Source organism: Chryseobacterium ginsengisoli (genome assembly GCF_039542325.1).
GTDB lineage: Bacteria > Bacteroidota > Bacteroidia > Flavobacteriales > Weeksellaceae > Chryseobacterium > Chryseobacterium ginsengisoli.
In genome coordinates this window covers 627,010-646,496 of the sequence record NZ_BAABHX010000001.1, presented here as the reverse complement: position 1 = coordinate 646,496, position 19,487 = coordinate 627,010, and the positions used below count along the sequence as shown (strand labels likewise).

At 32.3% G+C, this 19,487-nt stretch carries 23 protein-coding genes; 11 read left to right on the top strand and 12 right to left on the bottom strand.

All coding sequences use genetic code 11. The features are described from left to right. Positions 1–7 precede the first annotated feature (7 nt). The 6 genes from ABD940_RS03015 to ABD940_RS02990 form a co-directional block, all read right to left on the bottom strand. Positions 8–316, bottom strand: coding sequence for a GIY-YIG nuclease family protein (locus ABD940_RS03015; RefSeq protein ID WP_345200224.1), 309 nt, complete (start codon positions 314–316; stop codon positions 8–10). 73 nt (positions 317–389) lie between these two features. Further along, complete coding sequence (locus tag ABD940_RS03010) at positions 390–2,939, bottom strand: hypothetical protein (RefSeq protein WP_345200223.1); 2,550 nt, start codon at positions 2,937–2,939, stop codon at positions 390–392. 33 nt (positions 2,940–2,972) lie between these two features. Then, the gene (locus tag ABD940_RS03005; RefSeq protein ID WP_425550348.1) at positions 2,973–3,209 is read right to left on the bottom strand and encodes a hypothetical protein; all 237 of its coding nucleotides are present in this window, start codon (positions 3,207–3,209) and stop codon (positions 2,973–2,975) included. 61 nt (positions 3,210–3,270) lie between these two features. Further along, complete coding sequence (locus tag ABD940_RS03000; RefSeq protein WP_345200222.1) at positions 3,271–4,323, bottom strand: DUF6263 family protein; 1,053 nt, start codon at positions 4,321–4,323, stop codon at positions 3,271–3,273. 26 nt (positions 4,324–4,349) lie between these two features. Then, on the bottom strand, positions 4,350–5,102 hold the full coding sequence (gene rlmB / locus ABD940_RS02995; RefSeq protein WP_345200221.1) for a 23S rRNA (guanosine(2251)-2'-O)-methyltransferase RlmB: 753 nt from the start codon (positions 5,100–5,102) through the stop codon (positions 4,350–4,352). Positions 5,103–5,215: 113 nt separating this feature from the next. Further along, the gene (locus ABD940_RS02990) at positions 5,216–5,689 is read right to left on the bottom strand and encodes a DinB family protein (RefSeq protein ID WP_345200220.1); all 474 of its coding nucleotides are present in this window, start codon (positions 5,687–5,689) and stop codon (positions 5,216–5,218) included. 251 nt (positions 5,690–5,940) lie between these two features. Here ABD940_RS02990 and ABD940_RS02985 point away from each other — a divergent pair, with 251 nt between their 5' ends. The 10 genes from ABD940_RS02985 to ABD940_RS02940 all read left to right on the top strand — a co-directional run bounded on the left by ABD940_RS02985 (position 5,941) and on the right by ABD940_RS02940 (position 14,731). Beyond that, positions 5,941–6,945, top strand: a complete 1,005-nt coding sequence (locus ABD940_RS02985) for an AAA family ATPase (RefSeq protein ID WP_345200219.1) — start codon at positions 5,941–5,943, stop codon at positions 6,943–6,945. After that, the gene (locus ABD940_RS02980) at positions 6,946–7,401 is read left to right on the top strand and encodes a GNAT family N-acetyltransferase (protein ID WP_345200218.1); all 456 of its coding nucleotides are present in this window, start codon (positions 6,946–6,948) and stop codon (positions 7,399–7,401) included. A gap of 42 nt (positions 7,402–7,443) precedes the next feature. Continuing rightward, a complete protein-coding gene (locus ABD940_RS02975) occupies positions 7,444–8,307 on the top strand; it encodes a DUF58 domain-containing protein (protein WP_345200217.1) in 864 nt (287 codons plus the stop codon). A 106-nt stretch (positions 8,308–8,413) separates the two neighbouring features. Beyond that, complete coding sequence (locus ABD940_RS02970) at positions 8,414–9,310, top strand: BatD family protein (protein WP_345200216.1); 897 nt, start codon at positions 8,414–8,416, stop codon at positions 9,308–9,310. Beyond that, on the top strand, positions 9,303–10,295 hold the full coding sequence (locus ABD940_RS02965; protein ID WP_345200215.1) for a VWA domain-containing protein: 993 nt from the start codon (positions 9,303–9,305) through the stop codon (positions 10,293–10,295). Before ABD940_RS02970 ends, ABD940_RS02965 begins: the two co-directional genes overlap by 8 nt. Beyond that, positions 10,295–11,302, top strand: coding sequence for a vWA domain-containing protein (locus tag ABD940_RS02960; protein WP_345200214.1), 1,008 nt, complete (start codon positions 10,295–10,297; stop codon positions 11,300–11,302). The genes ABD940_RS02965 and ABD940_RS02960 overlap by 1 nt, the downstream gene beginning before the upstream one ends. A 99-nt stretch (positions 11,303–11,401) precedes the next feature. Beyond that, positions 11,402–12,145, top strand: a complete 744-nt coding sequence (locus ABD940_RS02955) for a tetratricopeptide repeat protein (RefSeq protein ID WP_345200213.1) — start codon at positions 11,402–11,404, stop codon at positions 12,143–12,145. Further along, a complete protein-coding gene (locus ABD940_RS02950) occupies positions 12,145–13,884 on the top strand; it encodes a BatD family protein (RefSeq protein WP_345200212.1) in 1,740 nt (579 codons plus the stop codon). The genes ABD940_RS02955 and ABD940_RS02950 overlap by 1 nt, the downstream gene beginning before the upstream one ends. Positions 13,885–13,928: 44 nt before the next feature. Further along, complete coding sequence (locus tag ABD940_RS02945; protein WP_345200211.1) at positions 13,929–14,531, top strand: MarC family protein; 603 nt, start codon at positions 13,929–13,931, stop codon at positions 14,529–14,531. 5 nt (positions 14,532–14,536) lie between these two features. Continuing rightward, positions 14,537–14,731, top strand: coding sequence for a hypothetical protein (locus ABD940_RS02940; RefSeq protein ID WP_345200209.1), 195 nt, complete (start codon positions 14,537–14,539; stop codon positions 14,729–14,731). A gap of 60 nt (positions 14,732–14,791) precedes the next feature. Here ABD940_RS02940 and ABD940_RS02935 read toward each other — a convergent pair whose 3' ends face one another. The 5 genes from ABD940_RS02935 to ABD940_RS02915 form a co-directional block, all read right to left on the bottom strand. Continuing rightward, positions 14,792–15,316, bottom strand: coding sequence for a hypothetical protein (locus tag ABD940_RS02935; protein WP_345200207.1), 525 nt, complete (start codon positions 15,314–15,316; stop codon positions 14,792–14,794). Then, positions 15,294–16,121 (bottom strand): GLPGLI family protein, encoded by an 828-nt coding sequence (locus ABD940_RS02930; protein ID WP_345200206.1) that lies wholly within the window; start codon positions 16,119–16,121, stop codon positions 15,294–15,296. The genes ABD940_RS02935 and ABD940_RS02930 overlap by 23 nt, the downstream gene beginning before the upstream one ends. Positions 16,122–16,220: 99 nt before the next feature. Continuing rightward, a complete protein-coding gene (locus ABD940_RS02925; protein WP_345200205.1) occupies positions 16,221–16,562 on the bottom strand; it encodes a hypothetical protein in 342 nt (113 codons plus the stop codon). A gap of 86 nt (positions 16,563–16,648) precedes the next feature. After that, the gene (locus ABD940_RS02920; RefSeq protein ID WP_345200204.1) at positions 16,649–17,203 is read right to left on the bottom strand and encodes a TlpA family protein disulfide reductase; all 555 of its coding nucleotides are present in this window, start codon (positions 17,201–17,203) and stop codon (positions 16,649–16,651) included. A gap of 25 nt (positions 17,204–17,228) precedes the next feature. After that, entirely contained in the window at positions 17,229–17,678 is a 450-nt protein-coding gene (locus ABD940_RS02915) for a hypothetical protein (RefSeq protein WP_345200203.1), read from the bottom strand. A 216-nt stretch (positions 17,679–17,894) separates the two neighbouring features. Between ABD940_RS02915 and ABD940_RS02910 the strand changes: the two genes are divergently transcribed. Continuing rightward, positions 17,895–18,248: a helix-turn-helix domain-containing protein gene (locus ABD940_RS02910; protein WP_345200201.1), complete on the top strand. Its 354-nt coding sequence runs from the start codon at positions 17,895–17,897 to the stop codon at positions 18,246–18,248. A gap of 268 nt (positions 18,249–18,516) precedes the next feature. Here the strand turns inward: ABD940_RS02910 and ABD940_RS02905 are convergent, their stop codons facing one another. Then, positions 18,517–19,485, bottom strand: a complete 969-nt coding sequence (locus tag ABD940_RS02905; protein WP_345200200.1) for a chorismate-binding protein — start codon at positions 19,483–19,485, stop codon at positions 18,517–18,519. Positions 19,486–19,487 lie beyond the last annotated feature (2 nt).

Here is a 19,487-nt window from a genome sequence, read left to right as displayed (position 1 = left end):
AAGAATCTCATTTAATTTCATCATTTAGAAATTTCCAAGTTGGATTAAATTCGTTAATTAAACTTTCTTTTTTACTTCTAACCAAGCCTTTAATTTGTTTTTTTCTGTTTATTGCAGTATCAATATCCTTAAAATGTTCAAAATAAACTAAATAAAAACATTTATATTTAAAGGTGAAACTTTTATCTACAGCTTCTGGATTTCGATGCCAATATAATCTTTTTTCTAAATCATTAGTTACTCCAGTATATAAAACTGTTTTAATTTTATTTGTCAATATGTAGACATAATAATTATGAGTTCCTAAAGTTTTCATCGCATTGTGTTTATGTTCATTTTAGAGAGATTCTTCACTGCGCTTTGCTTCGTTCAGAATGACATTGTGTAATTTAAATTGCCTTAGGCTGAACTTTCTCATTCTTATTTTTATTCATCCAGAAAATTCCGAAACCACTTAATAAAATAAATAATCCGAATGAAATAAGAGAAAACCATTTTCCTGTTTCAATCACTTCAGGCTCGAAAACCATCCTTACATGGTGATTTCCGGCAGGAACGTGAACGGCACGAAGCAAATAATCAGCTTTGATATACGGAACTTCTTTTTCATCGATGAAGAATTTCCATCCGTGAGGATAATAAATTTCAGAAAATACAGCCAATTGCGGAGTTTTTGATTGAGATTTAAACTCTAATTCGTTCGGCTGATATTTTGTTAAATTAATGAACGCTGTCGAATCTGCCTGAACAGGTTTTCCATCAAAATATTTTTTGTCGGAAGAAGCAATTACAGCTGTCTTTTTACTATTGATTACTCCAATTGCCTTGATTTCCTGATTAGGAGATTCTACGAATTTAAGATCGCTTACAAACCAGGCATTTCCGTTTGCTTTTGGATTTGGAATTGCCTGTGGTTGTTCCGGTCCGCCTAAAACAAGATATTTTGCATTTAAAAGTCCTAAGATATTCGGAACTTTTACAGAATCCATCACTTGGAAGTATTCATTAATTACATCGTCATATCTTCTCAGTTTTACAGCGTGATAACCACCAATTGAAGATTTAAAATATGAAGTATTCGTCTCACTGAATGTCCCTAAAATATTGTTGAAAATTCTATAATGCGTTTTATCTTTTTCAGCAATTGTTTCCAGTGTTTTGTTAACATTTACGTTTGCCAAAATAGGTTCAAGATTTGGATTTCCCTGAACTTTTTCAGCCATTAAATCTGAACTTTCTGTCTGAAAAGGATTTTCTGCAAAGATTTTATCAACATAATTGTCATCATTCAGATAACGTTTGTTTACCGACCAAAGATCAAATAAACTTACTAGTCCGATGATAATTAAGGCGATATTTTGATTTAATTTTTGTTTTAAAACCAAGAACAATGCACCCGCTGCAATTGCAACATAAATAAATGCTTTGATAGCATCAATTCTGAATAATTTCAATCTTTCATCAACCAAATAATCCAATAGGAAAGGAGGAAGATACGTTTTTTCGTTTTCGGTATGGAAACCTAATAAAGCTTTCCCAAAAATCAATAAAATTAAAACAAAACCTAATGTTCCGCCACCAACGTAAAGAAGGACTTTCTTTTTGTATTCTTCCGTCAGTTTTTCATCGGTAAAGAATCTGTATAATCCAATAATAGCAATTAATGGAAATAATAATTCCACTACAACTAATATTGATGATGGTGCTCTGAATTTATTATAAAACGGAACAAAATCTATAAAGAAATCCGAAAGTGCCATAAAATTGCTTCCCCAAGCCAAAAATACGGTCAATATAGAAGCACCTAAAATCCAATAACGATATTTTTTCCATGCAAAAAAGAATCCTAAAAGCGCTAAGAAACAAACAATTGCTCCCTGATAAGCTGGTCCGGAAGTCCCGGGTTGATCTCCCCAATAAGTTGGAGATGCAAAACCCTCTTGAAAGTTTTGCATGAAATTGTTATATTCAGCTTGAGAAGAAATATTTTCCTGAACAAGTCCCTGAATTTTAGCCATCATTTCTTTTCCTTCCGGCTCCTGACTTCCGCCTCCCATTAATCTCGGAATAAAAAGATTTAAAGTTTCCAATCTTCCGTAGCTCCAGCCAAGAATACTTTTCTTATCCATTCCAGAATTTCCTTCCGAATGATCTTTATTAGTAAGGATTTGTTTTCCACGAACGGTTTCTTTGATGTATTCAGAATTCGCCATGATTCTTTGAGAATTCATACCAACTCCGATCAAACAAGAAGCTGCAATAATTCCTGAAGAGATCACAAAATGTTTCATTGGAGCTTTCTGCAGGATTGCACGGATTAATTCAGATATAAATAAAAATCCTAAGGCTAAGAAAAGATAATACGTCATCTGTGGGTGATTCGCTGCGATCTGAAGACCCATAAACAAAGTCGTGACGATGAATCCCCAAATGTAACTTTTCCTAATGTAAACCAATAAAATTCCGGCTAAAAGCGGGGCGAAATATTCAATAGTGTTGATTTTACCGTTGTGTCCGGCTGCAATCGCAATATAAAAATAGGTCGAAAGTCCAAAAAAAGTGGCTCCCAAAAGTGCATATTTCCAGTTTCTGACAGCAACCATTCCCAAAAGGAAAAATCCTCCGAAAAGCAGGAAAAGATAATTGACAGGTCTTGGAAGAAAGTTCAATTTTGAGTCAACTTGTTTGATGATATCACCTTTAAACTGGCTTCCCATCTGATAAGTCGGCATTCCTCCAAACATGGAATCACTCCAATATGTTTCGTTTCCTGTGTCGGCTCTGTAATCGAGAAGTTCTTTTGCTCCGCCTCGATATTGGACGATGTCATGCTGGAAAAGCTGTTTTCCCGTGAAAACAGGAGTGGAGTATAAAAATGCTAAAACTATAAATACAACTAATGAAATTGCAATATAAATTAAGTTTTTATTTTTCGCCATGTTGATGGTTATTATCTTTTATTTTCGGAATTATTACCTTTTGTCTTTTGTTTCTTTTACCTCTTCATAATCAACAGTTTCTGCATCCCAGTTGATTTTTTTCTTCGTATTATTTGAGTTTTGCAGATCCGGATTTTGTCTGTTTTTGTTATTATGTTTGTTTCCAAACACATAACTATGGAAAGTTTTAAAGAAAATTCTCTTCAAAATATTCCAGACAAAATAGATGATAATCGTTGCGAGTACGAACTCAAAAATATGTTTCATCATAATTAAATGCTCAAATTTTTTATTTTAACTCTCCGACACTTCAACTTTAAAACTCGTATATTTATTTCCCGGAAGGATTTACCATCACAGAAGAATTAGAAACACTTGTCATCGACTGAGATTCTTTCCCGTTTGAAATGGTCTCAATCTGCGTAGTTTTCACAGAAATATTCTGATTGGTGATCCATCCTGTGTTTTGGTCAAACTTAATCGTTCCGTTTTGTGATAGTTCACTGCTCAAACTGTGAGTAACTTCTCCCTGATTCTGTTTTTCTGTTTTTTTAGGAATTCCTCCGGTTACAGAAATTTCAGCAATACCATTTCCTACACTTTTTAAGATATAATTTGATGTTACTTTTATTTTTCCTTGTGCATCAGCATTTTCGCTGTTTGTCCATTTTTCTCCAATCTTCGCTCCTTTTTTAGGAATAATCGTTAAATTTTTAGTGAACTGATCCTTTAAAACTTTTTCATTAAAAGATTCTTTAAGACTTGCAACAACACTTTCTTTTTGATTTTTATCTTTAACAATGGTACCGACAGAGTTGGCAACTTTAGCGTAAACAGCATCAAAACCTGTAATTGAGATTACATTTCCTTTTGTATCCATCTTCATGTTTAGCTTATTTCCAGTTAATGCTCTGTTGATGTTCCAGATCATTTTAAGGTCTTCTTCTTTCGGAATCGGTAGTTTCGTATCTACAACGATAGTTTTCCCTTGCGCTGTCTGAGAATTTCTTTTTGCGATAAGATTTAAAGTAATATCATAAATATTTCCTTTAATATCATTTACGGTAAACGACATTTCATCCGTAGATTCGCTCGTTCCGTTCATGGTTTGACCTTTAGGATCGGTCATCGTTTTTGTATCTCTCTGATACGTTGTCAAAGGATAAGTTTTCCCTTTTTCTAATTTAAAAGTTTGCTTAAAAATCCCTGCAGAATCTTTAATTGCCGGGTTTTCTTCCACTTTTGCTACAGAATCAGCCGGAACTTCTACAGTAATTGTTTTTCCTGTTTTAGGATCGAATTTGGTAACTTTTGTAGTTTCTTTTTTGTTGCAAGAAACCAATGCTATTGTTGAAATTAGCGCTAATGCAGCTATGTTTTTCATTTTCAGATTTTTTAAGTGTGATCGAATTAATTTGCTTTCGTGAATTTCTGTCTTACAGCTTCATATAAAATGGCGCCACAAGCTACAGAAACATTTAATGATTGTGTTTTTCCTTCAATTGGAAGTTTTATTTTTTCGTCTGAATGATGCAGAACTTCTTTTGAAATTCCTGTTTCTTCATTACCCATTACAATTGCGCAAGGTTCTGTGAAATTAACATCATAAATTAATTTTTGAGCCTTTTCACTTGCTGCAAATACAGAAATACCGCTTTGTTGAAGAAAATCTACAACGTGAGCTAAATTTGGTTCTTTACAAATTTTAATATTGTAAAGTGCTCCTGCTGAAGTTTTTATAGCGTCAGAATTAAGTGGCGCTCCTCCTTTTTCAGGAATAATTACAGCATCAACTCCTACACATTCCGCTGTTCTGCAGATTGCTCCGAAGTTTCTAACATCTGTAAGTCGATCCAAAATCAATAGAAACGGAGTTTTTCCTTCTTCAAATAACTGAGGAACAATATCTTCAATTTTATGGAAAGGAACATCCGAAATGAAGGCAACTACTCCTTGGTGATTTTTTCTTGTAAATCTGTTCAGTTTTTCAACCGGAACATAATTGGGACGGATTTTATTTTTCGCTAAAATTGTTTTTAATTCTGCATAAATATCTCCCTGCAATGCATTCTGCACGAAAACTTTATCAATCGTTTTTCCCGCTTCTATAGCTTCAATTACGGGACGAAGCCCGAAAATAAAATCGTCTTTTTTATCTGTCATCTTATTATTTTAAATATTGAATTGTTAAAGGTAGACCTACTTTGAAATCAATTTTTAAGTTGAAAAGATTCACACTTAATGATTGACTTGCGAAGTAAAATTTACTTTTAAAACTATCTTCCTTTTTCTCCTAAAATTGCTCTTTTTTGCGATAAAATGTATCCATAATGTATACTTTCATGCATATTATTAAAAATTATTGCATCCTGAATGCTTTTCAGATCCATCCCGAAACTTGTGGTATAAGGTGTATAGTCTGAAAAAAAATCACTGTCGTAATCTTTCATCAAAATTTTGGAAGTTTCCACGAGTAAAAACTCCAAATCCTCAACTTCAGATTTTTGAACAGATAAATTGGGCAAAGTTCCTTTTTTATATGTTTCAACCCAATATTTATCAATTCTGAAAGGATTTCCGCTCAAGTAATAATGTAAAAGTTGCTGAGTGGCAACAGTGTGCGCAATGTTCCAGTAAATATTATTGTTAAAACCATCAGGAATCAACAAAAGGTCTTCGTGAGAAGTGTTTTGTAAAATATCCAAAAGGTTCTTTCTAACTTGTCTGTGAGCTTGAAAATGATAATTCATTTTGCAAAATTTTTAATCACCAAAAATAGTTTAATAAACTGGAAATGACAATTTTTGAACCTTGGATTAAAGCAAAATTTATATAATTTTATGAAAAATTCAAATAATCCTATTGAGTTTTAAGGTTTCATGTATTCAGAATCTCGCATTAATGCTGGAATATTTAACAAACTTTAACTCAAATATGGCATTAATTGTGTTGATTAATGCAAGTATTTATTAGAAATTTACCAATTATTTTAAATTAAGCTATGTCAGAGATAAATCAAGCTGAAGATATTCGTCAATTGACGGAACAGGTAAAAGAAGCAAACTACTTTTTCTCTCTCCTGAGACAGGAAATCAATAAAGTTATTATTGGGCAGGAATATATGATAGACCGTCTCTTGATTGGTCTTTTGGGGAATGGTCACGTTCTTTTGGAGGGAGTTCCGGGATTAGCTAAAACGTTGGCGATAAAAACTCTGGCAGAAGCTGTTCATGGTGAGTTTTCGAGAATTCAGTTTACACCTGATTTGCTTCCTGCGGATGTTGTGGGAACGATGATTTATAATGTAAAAGACAATGATTTTTCTATAAAAAGAGGTCCTGTTTTTGCAAATTTCGTTTTGGCAGATGAGATCAACCGTGCTCCTGCAAAAGTACAGTCTGCTCTTTTGGAAGTAATGCAGGAAAAGCAGGTAACAATTGGAGACGAAACAATGAAACTTCCGAAACCTTTCTTGGTGTTGGCAACGCAAAATCCTATCGATCAGGAAGGTACTTATCTTTTGCCGGAAGCTCAAAGCGATCGTTTCATGTTGAAATGTACCATTGATTATCCTAAATTTGAAGATGAAAGAACCGTCATGAGAATGGTTTCTACTTCGCACCAACCAACTGTGAAGCCTGTTATTTCTCTTGAACATATTGTTGCAGCAAAAGAATTGATCAACCAAATTTATCTTGACGAAAAAATCGAAAAATATATTCTGGATATGGTTTTTGCAACTCGTTTTCCTGAAAATTATGGTCTTTCTGAGCTTAAAAATTATATCAGTTTCGGAGCTTCTCCGAGAGCGTCAATTAACTTGGCGATTGCTTCCAGAGCTTACGCTTTCTTGAGAGGAAGAGCGTTCGTGATTCCTGAAGATGTAAAAGAATTGGCAAAAGATGTATTAAGACACAGAATTGGTTTAACTTTCGAAGCAGAAGCGGAAGAAATTTCGTCAGAAGAAATCGTAAATAGAATTTTAGCGAAAATCCAAGCTCCATAAATGAATGAAGTAGTAATTAGAAAGGCGGTTCAGCAAGATTGTGCTCCGATGTTGGAGTTGATCAAAGAATTGGCTGATTATGAAAAAGCTTTACACGAAGTTACTTTAACTTTAGAGCAATTCATTGAGGACGGCTTTGGGAAATCTCCGGTTTGGGGAGCTTTTGTAGCAGAATTTGATGGAGAGATTGTTGGGATTTCCTTGTATTATGACAGATATTCAACATGGAAGGGGAGAAGACTATATTTAGAAGATTTGGTGGTAACAGAGAGATTAAGAGGGAAACAAATCGGAAAAAATCTATTTGAAGCAACCATGGAATACGGAAAATCAAATCAATACAGCGGAATGGTTTTCCAGGTATTGAACTGGAACGAACCAGCCATTAATTTCTATAGAAAATACAGTCCGAAATTTGATGATGAATGGTTCAATGTTTCGATTGAGTTTAAATAAGATGAAAGTTTTAAAACACTCTAAAACGCTCAAACACAAAATATGCAGATAAAAGATATTGTAAAAAAAGTCAAGCAGATAGAAATCCGTACTCGCAAGAAGACGGAAGCTTCTCTGATGGGGCAATATCACAGTGCTTTTAAAGGTCAGGGAATGACATTTTCAGAGGTTCGTCCATATCAGTTCGGAGATGAAATCCGCAGAATTGACTGGAATAAAACGGCTCGTTTCCGTGAACCATTCGTGAAAGTAATGGAAGAGGAAAGAGAACTTACAATGATGTTGTTGGTTGATATTTCTTCCTCCATGGATTATGGAACGAAAAATCAGCTGAAGCGTGAATATGTTGCAGAAATTGCCGCAAGTTTGGGTTTTTCAGCAGCAGGAAATAATGATAAAGTTGGGTTAATTTTATTTGCCGATAAAGTATATAAAGTCATCCCGCCACAAAAGGGGAGAAAGCATATTCTTTCGATTATCAGTAATATTTTGACAGCAGATTATATTCCCGCAGTTTCAAAAGTAGATAAGGCAATGGAATATATGATGGGAATTTTCAAAAGAAAATCTTTGGTTTTCCTTTTTTCGGATTTTGAAGATGAATATGATTCTAAAATGTTGAGAGTTGCTTCCAAAAAGCATCAGTTGTTGGGAATGAGGATTTTTGATGAAAAAGATAATGAAATTCCAGATGTTGGTTATACCTTATTATATGATGCAGAAACAGGACAGCAAGTTTGGGCAAATACTTCGAGTGCAAGATGGAGATATACTTTTGCAGAAGCTCAGAAGAAGAAATTAAGAGCTCTGGAAGAAGATTTTGCCAATAGTTCGACGAGTTTTATGAATATTAATACTGGCGAGGATTATTCAAAATTGTTGTATAATTATTTTCAGAAGAAATAAAAATTAAACATTCTTTTGTCATTGCGAGGAGTAGCGACGAAGCAATCTATTAAAGATCTTCCTTCGTCAGAATGACAAATGTAATGGTAAAATTTAATGATAAAAATTGAAAAAACTATTATTTATATTTTGTTTTTTAATCTGTGCAAATGCTTTTTCACAGATACTTTCTTCCAGTGTTGAGAAGAAAACCATCGCATTGGGCGAGGTGAATCATATCGTTATAACGATCAATAATCTTCATAATGAGAAAGTTTCTGCCGCTGCTGAAAACGAACTTCTGCCTTTTCATTTTGAAGAGGTAAAGGACAGTATTGCGCAGACTCAGGATGTTTATTACAGAAGAATTGAATTTGCCGTATTTGATGAAGGAAAATTTACAATTCCTGAACTTGAATTTAAAGTAAACGGAAAAGTTTTAAAAACGATTCCTTACGAAATTGATGTGATCAATACTGCTCAAAAAGCCGATCAGATCAATGATATTATGAATAATAAAGATGTAAAACTCGAAGTTACAGATTATTGGCAACTGTATAAGTTTTATATTTTGGCTGCAATTGCTGTCATTTGTTTAATTATTGCGATTGTAATGTTCATTAAATACGGCAGGAAATCTAAAGATTCACCAGCCGTAGCAACGAATCAGACTTTAAAAGAGCTTGATTCTCTTAAAAAGAAAAAATATGTGGAAAGTGGAAATTATCGTTCATTTTATGTTGAATTGATTGATATTTCACGAAAATTTATCACAAACCAATACCGTTTACCGGCAGATGTTTTGCTCACGGATGATTTAATTGATTTAATGAAGAAAAACAATACGATTTCTCAGGAAAACGAAAAAGTGGTGGAAGATGTATTTTTGAGAGGTGATCTTGTGAAATTTGCGAAAACTTTTCCTGATCAGCAAACTATGGAAAAAGATTTGGCAGACATCAGAGATTTTGTGAAAAGATCATCAAAAGATTTGGAATTCGAAAACTTGAGAAAAGATGTTTAATTTTGAGTTTTTTAGTCCGTGGTTTTTAGCGCTTTTCTTTTTGTTTATTCCACTTTTATTTCGAGATGTAAGTACACAAAAAAGAAAGGGGATTAAAGTTCCTACCGTCAAAAATATGGGCGACAGTAGCGGAATCCAGGTTGTGATGTTTTTTTTGAAAATTTCAAAATATATCATTCTTTCCGCTTTAATTATTGCAATGGCAAGACCGAGAACTTTCACAGTTTCTCAGGACAGAGATGATACAAAAGGAATTGATATTATGCTTTCCGTTGACGTTTCGTTGAGTATGTTAGCAAAAGATCTTACACCTGATCGTTTGACGGCTTTAAAAGATATTGCAATTAAATTCGTTAATAAAAGACCAAATGACAGAATTGGTTTGGTTGCATATTCTGGTGAAGCTTTTACAAAAGTTCCTGTAACTTCCGATCATCAGGTTGTTGTAGATGAATTGAATAATTTGAATCCATTAGAATTACAACCGGGAACAGCGATTGGAGAAGGACTTTCTGTTGCGGTAAATCATTTGAAAAACAGCAAAGCAAAAAGTAAGATCATCATTTTAATGACGGATGGTGTCAATACGATCGAAAATGCAATGCCTCCTGCAATTGCTGCAGAATTGGCAAAAAATAACGGAATTAAAGTATATTCCATCGGAATCGGAACAAACGGATATGCTTTGATGCCGACTCAACAGGATATTTTTGGTGATTTGGTTTTTACTGAAACGGAAGTGAAAATCGATGAACCTATTTTGAAAGAAATAGCTCAGATGACAGGCGGACAATATTTCAGGGCAACATCGAATAGCAGTTTGGAAGAAGTTTATGATCAGATCAACCAATTGGAAAAATCTGATGTGAAAGTTTCGAAATTATTTAATTATCAGGAATATTTTAAAATTTTCCTTTGGATTGCTTTGGGAATTTTGTTCTTGGATGCTTTGTTGAGATGGGTATTGTATAAAATTTTAAGTTAATGGATTGGTATTTAGGAAATTATTGGTATTTATTATTACTGTTGCTTTTGCCGCTGTTAGCTTTCTTTTTGGTTCGTTATTTAAAATGGAAAAAAAAGAAAAGGGAAATTTTTGCAGATAGCCAGTTTCATGAGCATTTATTCGAGAAAAGATCTGGGTTTACTAAGTTTTTTCCGGCTTTATATTTATTGGGAACATTATTTTTAATTTTTTCAATCATTGATTTATTAAGCGGCTCGGAAGAGATTAAAACCAATCAGAAATTAAATAATGTGATTTTCATGTTAGATGTTTCAAATTCGATGAATGCGGAAGATATTAACCCGAGTCGTCTGACGGAAGCGAAAAATCTGATGCTTCAGACTATGCAAAAATTAAGAAGTGATAAAGTTGGAATCGTGATTTTTGCAGGACAGGCAACTTCAATTATGCCTTTGACTACAGATTACAATTCTGCAGAAACATACATCAGCGGAATTGAAACAAACTCAATGCAGATTCAAGGAACTGATTTCTTAAATGGAATGAAAATCGCTGCAGAAAAATTTAAAAATGTAAGCAAAGACGCGAGAAAAGTGGTTTTGCTAAGTGACGGTGAGGATAACGAAGGAAACGATGATGCGGCTATAAGATTAGCGAAAAGTGAAGGAATTATGATCACTTCTGTAGGGATCGGTTCGGATGAGGGAGCACCTGTTCCGGAATATGTATTCGGTCAGTTGATGGGTTATAAAAATGATATGAACGGACAGACCGTAATTTCAAAAAGACAAACTGAGGCACTGAAAAAAATGGCTGAAGCGACTGGCGGATCTTACATTGACGGAAATAATATCAACGAGGCTCCTGATAGAATTTTAGATGCTTTGAAAAAGAAAATGGGATCTTCCGAAACGATGGTGAAATCGCAGAATGCAAACCATTATTATCAATATTTTCTGGCAGTTTCGATATTTTTCTTCTTCTTAATTTATATTTTTAATCCTAAAAGAGATTTTAATGTATAATATTCAGATTCTTTGTCTCAATTTCAGACAATTACTTTAACCCAATTTTAACAAATAAAACGCTGTTTATTAACATTTAAAGGAATAATTTTGCACTTGATGAATACTAAAATCATTTTTTTGTCGTTTATTATGGCTTTCATGCACTCAGGATTTCTGTTTGGTCAGAAAAACTATAGAACTTTAGTGTATGAAGGGAACGAAAAATTTAACGGTAAAGATTATGATGGAGCGTCTGTAAAGTATCTGGAGGCGATAAGAACCAATGGTAAAGATTTTACGGCACATTACAATTTAGGGAACGCATTATATAAAAGTAAAAAATACGAAGAGGCAAAGGCGGAATTCGAGACGGCACAAAAACTTTCTCAGACACTTCCGGATAAAGCGGCGGCTCTTCATAATTTAGGAAATACCTATATGCAAATGAACCAGCCTGATAAAGCTGCAACATTTTATAGACAATCCTTAAAACAAAATCCTTACAGCGAGGCAACAAGAAAAAATTATGAAATTGCTAAATTGAAGGATAAAGAAAACCAACAAAAAAAACAACAACAAAATAACTCTGGTAAAGGAGGCGGTGGTAAAGACCAACAACAAAATGATGATCAAAAAGGAAGTCCGAAAGATCAAAAACAGGATCAGGGACAAGGCCAGCAAAATCAAGGTAAAGGTCAGGGAAATGATCCCAACCAAAAACAGGATAACGATGGCAAAATCCCAAAAGATCTTGAAAATCAAATACTCAATAAAGTAAGCGACAAAGAAAAAGAAACCGCCAGAAGAATTTTGAATAAAAATTCTTATTCGATGCCAGAAAGCAACGAGAAAGATTGGTGATGCAGTACAGAATTACCTACATATTATTCCTTTTGGTGTCCGTAATCTCTTACGGACAGGTAAGTCTTACAGTAACTCCGGATAAAACAAGCTATAGCGGAAAAGATGTTATAAACCTTAGTATTGTTTTGGAAGTTGAAGGAAATGAATACAGTCAGCAAACCAAATTACGTTTACCGGATTTCTCCAAATTTAATCTTATCGGGACAGGATCAGTAAGCAATGGTTTCATAGATCCTACAACAAGCACTTATGTTTCACAGTCTGTAACAAGATTGGCTCTTGAACCAAAAGAAAAAGGCAAAATTAAAATCGGGTCGTTTCTTATTACAATCAATAATAAAATCTACAAAACTGAGCCATTTGATATTTTTATAAAAGATATCGAAAAGAAAGCTTCTGTTGCTGAAAATACTTCGAAGAATGTTTATTTAAACATGGAAATCGAAGATAAAGAGGTGTATCAAAATCAACCTACAATTGCTGTTCTAAAGGTTTATTCTAAAAGTATGGATAATTTCAGAAAGGTGAGAAATATTCATCTTCCTGAGCAGGAGAATCTAGATGTCTATCCCGTAAGCTTTGCAAAATCTGAGATTGATCCTTCTGATAACGGAAATATGGCGTCACAGATTTTAGCCGTCTTCATGCTGTTTCCTAATGAATCAGGATATGTTGATGTTCCCGGAGTTTCAGCTTCTATTAACTCTTATTCGCATAAAAACAAGGTTGTTTCCAATAAAGTAAAAATCAACGTTAAAAAACTTCCGGAAGGTTCTCCTGAATGTTTTAAAAATGCTGTAGGAAATTTTAATGTAAGTGTTGCTAATGCTTCAACAGAAAAAGCTGAAGTTAAAAAGCCCATCAATGTTGTTGTAAAAGTAAGCGGGGAAGGGAATATAAAAAATATGGAACTTCCAAAAATTGCAGAATCTCCGGATTATGAAGTTTTTGCTCCGAAAATTACTTCAAAAGTTTCTGTAGGAATGACGGGAATGAAAGGTGAAGTTTTGGCAAATTATGTTATTATTCCTAAAAAAGCAGGCGAAATTGTTATTAAAACAGAACAGTTTGCTTTCTTTGATCCTTCCAGTAAAGAATATGTAGATCTTGGACAGGAAACTTTGGCTGTGAATGCATTTTCTCACGAACAGATCTTAGAATCCCGTACAACAGTTGAAAAGGTAAATGAATATACCAATACTTTCCTTGAAACTGTAAATACACCTGTTTTAAAAACGACTTCATTTAAAGTAAAAGAAAAAAGTAAGTTTCATTGGAATATACTTTTCATCAATATCACTATTTTGTTGGTGCTATTTATAGCTTATCTGCTATTTAAAACTTGGCAAAAAAATCGTAGAACAGTTAAAGAAACTGTACCTTCAAAACCTTTAGGTTCTATAGCTGAAACTGAAAGCGAGATCAGAGAAAGCCTCAAAATGGATGTGAATGACTATTTTAGTTATTTGGAAAATCTTAAAGATAATGAAGATTATCAAAAGTTCTTTCAAACATTCGATGAGCTTGATCTTGAAGTGAGAAATCAATATTCTCAAAGCTCTGTGGAGGATTTCAGAAACTTTCTGGAAAGTTCTAAAGGATCTGCAGTTGCCGAAGAATACAGAAGTCTTACGCAAAAAGTTCAGATCGAAAAATATGCTCCTGTAAAATCTGTTGAAGGAATAGACGAACTTTTAAAAGCTATCGTTAATTTGTATTCTCAGATTAGCAAATAATCAATTTATTTTCATATTTTTGCGAAATTATTAATTGCAAAGAAATGGAGATATTTAATGATTTTTCTATAAAAGAAGTTATTACCTGTTTTATGGTTCTTTTTGCAGTGATTGATATCATCGGGTCTATCCCGATTGTGGTAAGTCTTCAGCAAAAGTTCGGGCAGATTGAGGCTAGAAAAGCGTCACTTACGGCAGGTTCGATTATGCTTGTTTTCCTTTTTGTAGGAAATAAAATTCTAAAATTTATCGGAGTTGATGTAAATTCTTTTGCGATTGCGGGTGCATTCGTAATTTTTATCATTGCTTTAGAAATGATTTTGGGAATTGAAATTAATAAAACTTCGGAAGCAAAAGCAGCGTCTATCGTTCCTATTGCATTTCCGTTGGTTGCAGGAGCAGGAACTTTAACGACTACACTATCTTTGAAAGCTGAATTTCATGATATTAATATCATTTTTGGAATTATTCTCAACACAATTTTCGTATATTTGGTGCTGAAATCTGCGACGTGGCTGGAGAAGAAAATGGGAGATGCTACATTGGCAATTTTACAGAAAGTTTTCGGAATTATCCTGTTGGCGATTTCAATTAAATTATTCACCGCAAATTTTGCGCAATTGGTGCAGAATTATATTAATTTTTAAGAGTTATGCAGAAGTTTTATAAAGTATTTTTGGTACTGTTTATCGTTTTTATCGCAATCAATCTTTATGCTCTGGACTGGCAATCGGATATTTTATCTGAAGATAACCTGAAGTTTGTTTTCTCAATTGCTTCAGCTGCGATAGGTCTTATTTTGCTTTTAGTAATGAATACTTGGAGTAAGGTGGGAGTAAGAAAATAATTAGAATTACACTATTTTATATAAAAACCTCTTTCAATTTGAAAGAGGTTTTTTTTAAATTTATGCACACGCAATTCCACATTCAAGCGAGCATAGTAAAACGCCTGTTTCTGTAGGTTTACTATAGCATCCATTTGTACGATGACAATTTGTTACGCATTGAGTTGTTGTGATAGGACCAGTAGAAGTTGACATTTTTCCTGTTGGACCAGACAAAAGTTTTTTAAGATTTTTAATGGTTGCGTCAGAAAGCTTTTGACGACCCTCGTTTGCATAATAAGTTGCTATTGGCTTTTCATTTTTATCCAATATTACTTTAAAATAGAAGCCTTGACCTAAAGAATTTTCTTTATAAATTACATAAAAAGACTCACCGGCATTTTCAGAATCTTTATTAAGTATATTAAATTTTTTATTCTTTGGTTCTTCATTTTTTCTAAAAGAACTAAAATATTCTTTGTCGTCTCTGTCTGTATAATTGTTGTTAGCCTTGCCTGTAGCAAAGGCAAATAATAAAAGTACGAATGCTAATAAAAAGTTATTTTTCATATTGTTTGTTTTTTTAAAGTTCAATTCTGTTTTCATTTTTATATTCTTCAATCATTTTTTTCTGCATTTCATTAAGTAGTTTTCTCATGTCGACCATATTGCCGTTTGCATCTCTTTTTTCATAGATTTGAGTATTATTCATCAATTCAAACGTTCTTTTCATTGGTGCCTCAATATGACTTTTTCTCATTTCTACAAATTTTGATTTCGAGGTTTCAATATACTTCCTTGTTGAAATACGATCATCAATAGAAATTTTCTTCTCTTTTGAAATACCAATCGCCAAAAAATGGTGATCTTTTTTTTCATCATAAATCTCAAGAATTAAACCAGGTAATCCAAAAAACTTATAAGGACCATCCTGAATAGGAATTTCAGAAGTAAAATAAGCCTTATAGTTTCTTCCTGCATACTGTGTGGTTGCCAAATACGCCTTGAATCCTAATATTTCTTTGCTCTCTTTGCTTATTTTCCATAAGAATTTTGGTTCTTCAGTATATTTGTATTCATGTTCATCAAATTCATCAGAATAATAAACAACTTCTTTAGATGAGAGTTTTTTTCGAATATAACAGCCGAGTAAATCAGCGGGTAATGATTTAAAATTAATCTTCTTACCGAGCTTCTCGTCTGATGCAATAATAGAATCAGCTAAATAAGGAGCTTCACTAAAAAATGTAGAATGATTTTCCTCAATATTTAAAAAAGTATTTTGTGAAACTATTCTCGTGCTGTCTTTCATAACATGCTTAGAATAATCATATTGTATAACAAATGATTGGGCATTTGCGTACCATGTTACATATAAAAGAATTAAAAGCTGTATAAAATTGTTTCTCATATTATGTGTTGCTAAATTTTGATGCGTAATCCAAAGTACATAATTTAAAACTTATTAAAAATAAATCCTTTCAGAATATAGTTCTGAAAGGATTATTTTTTAATGATTTATTGTCATTAAAGTTTCTTCCGAAACTTTATATTCACCTTTTTGATAAGTATCCTTACTTGAAAGTAAAACTTCATATGTATAAATACCTTTTGGCAAATTATAAGCACACTCTTTTTCGCCTTTTTGTATGACGAACTCTTTTTTCACCTCATCATCTTCTATTTTCCCATTGAACTTTATGGTAATCTTCTCATCCATTTTATTTTTAAAACAGAAGCTGTCTACCGTTTTTGCATTAGGATCTACTGGTTTTGTGCCATTTCCCTTTAAAGCAATATAGCCCTGTACCAAAATATTACCAATTGCCAAACCTTTGTCTAAACCTGACATTGTAGTCTGAGATTTTAAATAGAACGGAAAAATATTTATGAAAAATAAAAACAGAATTTTCTTAATTTTCATGTGATAGATAAGAATTAGTTTTTCTTTAATTCCTTGTTTAAAAATTCTGAAATCTCATTATAATCAATTAAACCATTATATTCCTTTATCACACTTTTATTTTTAATAATCAAAGTCTTTGGAACATCTAATGAATTTACACTGATAAAACCGGAACCTGAAGAATTGTTATAAAATAAATTTTCTATTTCTTTTTTATAGTCCAAATTCTCAACAGTGATATCTTCCCATTCGAATTTTTTAGTAGCATTAAACTTTTTTAATTTTTCAAGATCATTTATGTTGTCAACTGAAAATGAAATAAAATTTATTTCACTGCCTTTAAATTCTTGTTTAAGTTTATTTAAACTAGGAATTTCTTCCAAACAAGGTTTGCACCAAGTCGCCCAGATATTCACAACGGTTACTTTATCACGACTATAATATTTTTTATAAAATGGTGAGTTTTCGATTTTCACATTTTTATTAACTGTAATAGTTGCATTCTTAAATATTGTAGATTTGAAAAAGAATATTAATAATAAAATAGAAAGTGAAAGTATTAGAATATATATAATTTTATTCTTCATTGATTATAATTTTAATTGTTATAACTTATTCAGCTTTTACAATAGGAAACGCAAAATATCTCTGACCGTCAAGATCAACAATTTTATAATCTAATTCTGAATTTATTATATAATTTTCGCCATCATAATCCCAAATACCGCTCTTGACTATTTTAAGGTTTTCAAGTTCCTTAGAATCTTTAACTTTTAAGGCTTCCATCATTTCCTTCTCGTTTACATAAATATATTTTGGCTGTCCATCGGTTTGATTTTGTGCCTGTTTTGTCCAGACCATCACTGGTAAACCATCTACTGTCACCAAGCAACCGGTAATATCAGTCCCTACATCTACAATACCAATATGCACAGTAACTGTAATTTTTTTACAATGAATAACTTTAATGATTGGCTTTTTTTGATTTGAAGTACTTTGTCCAAATGCAAAACTTCCTGCTAAGACTGCTATAAAACACACTAATTTAAATAAATTTTTCATACAATTTTAATTTTTTAAAATGTTTTTAATTAATTTTTTTTACACATTTATGTTATCGCGAGAACATATTACAAAACTAAAATTTTAATCCCTAACTATTACAATCAAAAATGACAAAAGATTATGCATTTTTGACTAATTTTCACTCAATTATGAATTAGTATTTATTTTGTAAGTTTAAAAACTTTAAATACCTTTGTTTAAATACAAAATTGCATGAAAATTGGTCAAAAACTAAAAGGAATGAGAATAGAAAAAGGATTTTCTACTATAGAAATTGCCGAAAAACTGGATATTTCAGAATCTACCTACAGAAGATATGAAGCGGATAAAAGTTTTCCTGATGTATTTGTTTTAGACAAAATTGCAAAAATCTACGATAAAGATTTAACAGATTTACTACCTGAAGGAATGACAATCATTAATAATAACAGTGGTGAACACGCTAATAATGCAGGTTATGTAATGAATCAATTCCTTTCAGAAAAACTTATTCAACAATATGAAGAAAGAATAAAAGAAAAAGATGAACAAATTGCTTTACTAAAAAGCCTTTTAGATAAAAAATAGTTCTAAGCCCTAAATATTTTCAATTGCTTCAGCAGCGATAGGTCTTATTTTGCTTTTGGTAATGAATACTTGGAGTAAAGTAGGAGTAAGAAAATAATTAGAATTACACGATTTATATAAAAACCTCATTCAATTTGGATGAGGTTTTTTTGTAGATAATGCTTCAAGAGCCTCAACATGACATATCTAATACTAACTGTTTACTTTTAAACATTAAATTTTTAACGGTGTCATGCTGAGGTTCTCGAAGCATTCTATCATAAAATTTTTAAGAGATCACCAGATTTTTCAAAACAGCTTCTGATTTCAGTTCCGTTTCGATCCATTCTTTTTGCGGGTTGCTTTGGGCTGTAATTCCGCCTCCTACGAATAGATGAACAGAATTTTTATAAAGTTTTGAACAACGAAGATTTACAAAATATTGCACTGTTTGTTCAGTTTCAATTTTAATATAACCTGCATAAAATTCACGTGGAAATTTTTCTAAACGTTGAATAGTTTCTTTACAAAACTCTTTCGGAATTCCACAAACAGCCGGAGTTGGATGCAATTCCTGAATGATTTTATCTAAATATTCAGGTTGTATATTTGCTTTGAAATCTGTTCTGAGATGCTTGATATTTCCTGAAATATGATCGTAAGTTTCTGATTCATTAATGTTTTCAGAATAATTTTTTAAAATATTTCTAATGTAATTTGTGACAGGTTTTTGCTCTTCAACTTCTTTTTCCGACCAGTTTTCTGAAACAGGAAGTGTTCCTGCAAGGCTCATCGTTTCAAAATCATGAGTTTTTTTATTGAATTTTCCTAAAACTTCGGAGAAAGCTCCCATCCAGGAATTTTCACCATCAATGAAAATATATCTGAAAGCATTTGGATAAGATTTACAAAGATTATTAAAACTCTCTTTTAAATCAATTTCATTGAAATCTGTGAAAATTTTTCTTCTGGAATAAACCAATTTAGGAAGTTGATTTTCTTTGATCACTTCAATTACTCTCTCAAGATTTTTTAAATATTCATTTTTGGTTTCAGCGACGAATTCGTTTTTATCTTCCGGTAAAGATTTACTTGAAATTGCTTTTTGGTCAAAATTTTCCTGATCTGTTTCAAGAATATTTCCATTAAAATCAATTCGCGTTAAACCATCAAAAGAATAAAAAATTATGTTGTTTTTGTTGGAATTTTCGTCTGTAGAGTACAGTTTTTCGTCGAATGGAAATTTGAAATAAATCATTA

Bases quoted from the DNA above. Each gene is read 5' to 3' on its own strand.
- ABD940_RS03015 (WP_345200224.1), bottom strand. From the start codon at position 316: ATGAAAACTTTAGGAACTCATAATTATTATGTCTACATATTGACAAAT.
- ABD940_RS03010 (WP_345200223.1), bottom strand. From the start codon at position 2,939: ATGGCGAAAAATAAAAACTTAATTTATATTGCAATTTCATTAGTTGTA.
- ABD940_RS03005 (WP_425550348.1), bottom strand. From the start codon at position 3,209: ATGATGAAACATATTTTTGAGTTCGTACTCGCAACGATTATCATCTAT.
- ABD940_RS03000 (WP_345200222.1), bottom strand. From the start codon at position 4,323: ATGAAAAACATAGCTGCATTAGCGCTAATTTCAACAATAGCATTGGTT.
- rlmB (WP_345200221.1), bottom strand. From the start codon at position 5,102: ATGACAGATAAAAAAGACGATTTTATTTTCGGGCTTCGTCCCGTAATT.
- ABD940_RS02990 (WP_345200220.1), bottom strand. From the start codon at position 5,689: ATGAATTATCATTTTCAAGCTCACAGACAAGTTAGAAAGAACCTTTTG.
- ABD940_RS02985 (WP_345200219.1), top strand. From the start codon at position 5,941: ATGTCAGAGATAAATCAAGCTGAAGATATTCGTCAATTGACGGAACAG.
- ABD940_RS02980 (WP_345200218.1), top strand. From the start codon at position 6,946: ATGAATGAAGTAGTAATTAGAAAGGCGGTTCAGCAAGATTGTGCTCCG.
- ABD940_RS02975 (WP_345200217.1), top strand. From the start codon at position 7,444: ATGCAGATAAAAGATATTGTAAAAAAAGTCAAGCAGATAGAAATCCGT.
- ABD940_RS02965 (WP_345200215.1), top strand. From the start codon at position 9,303: ATGTTTAATTTTGAGTTTTTTAGTCCGTGGTTTTTAGCGCTTTTCTTT.
- ABD940_RS02960 (WP_345200214.1), top strand. From the start codon at position 10,295: ATGGATTGGTATTTAGGAAATTATTGGTATTTATTATTACTGTTGCTT.
- ABD940_RS02955 (WP_345200213.1), top strand. From the start codon at position 11,402: ATGAATACTAAAATCATTTTTTTGTCGTTTATTATGGCTTTCATGCAC.
- ABD940_RS02950 (WP_345200212.1), top strand. From the start codon at position 12,145: ATGCAGTACAGAATTACCTACATATTATTCCTTTTGGTGTCCGTAATC.
- ABD940_RS02945 (WP_345200211.1), top strand. From the start codon at position 13,929: ATGGAGATATTTAATGATTTTTCTATAAAAGAAGTTATTACCTGTTTT.
- ABD940_RS02940 (WP_345200209.1), top strand. From the start codon at position 14,537: ATGCAGAAGTTTTATAAAGTATTTTTGGTACTGTTTATCGTTTTTATC.
- ABD940_RS02935 (WP_345200207.1), bottom strand. From the start codon at position 15,316: ATGAAAACAGAATTGAACTTTAAAAAAACAAACAATATGAAAAATAAC.
- ABD940_RS02930 (WP_345200206.1), bottom strand. From the start codon at position 16,121: ATGAGAAACAATTTTATACAGCTTTTAATTCTTTTATATGTAACATGG.
- ABD940_RS02925 (WP_345200205.1), bottom strand. From the start codon at position 16,562: ATGTCAGGTTTAGACAAAGGTTTGGCAATTGGTAATATTTTGGTACAG.
- ABD940_RS02920 (WP_345200204.1), bottom strand. From the start codon at position 17,203: ATGAAGAATAAAATTATATATATTCTAATACTTTCACTTTCTATTTTA.
- ABD940_RS02915 (WP_345200203.1), bottom strand. From the start codon at position 17,678: ATGAAAAATTTATTTAAATTAGTGTGTTTTATAGCAGTCTTAGCAGGA.
- ABD940_RS02910 (WP_345200201.1), top strand. From the start codon at position 17,895: ATGAAAATTGGTCAAAAACTAAAAGGAATGAGAATAGAAAAAGGATTT.
- ABD940_RS02905 (WP_345200200.1), bottom strand. From the start codon at position 19,485: ATGATTTATTTCAAATTTCCATTCGACGAAAAACTGTACTCTACAGAC.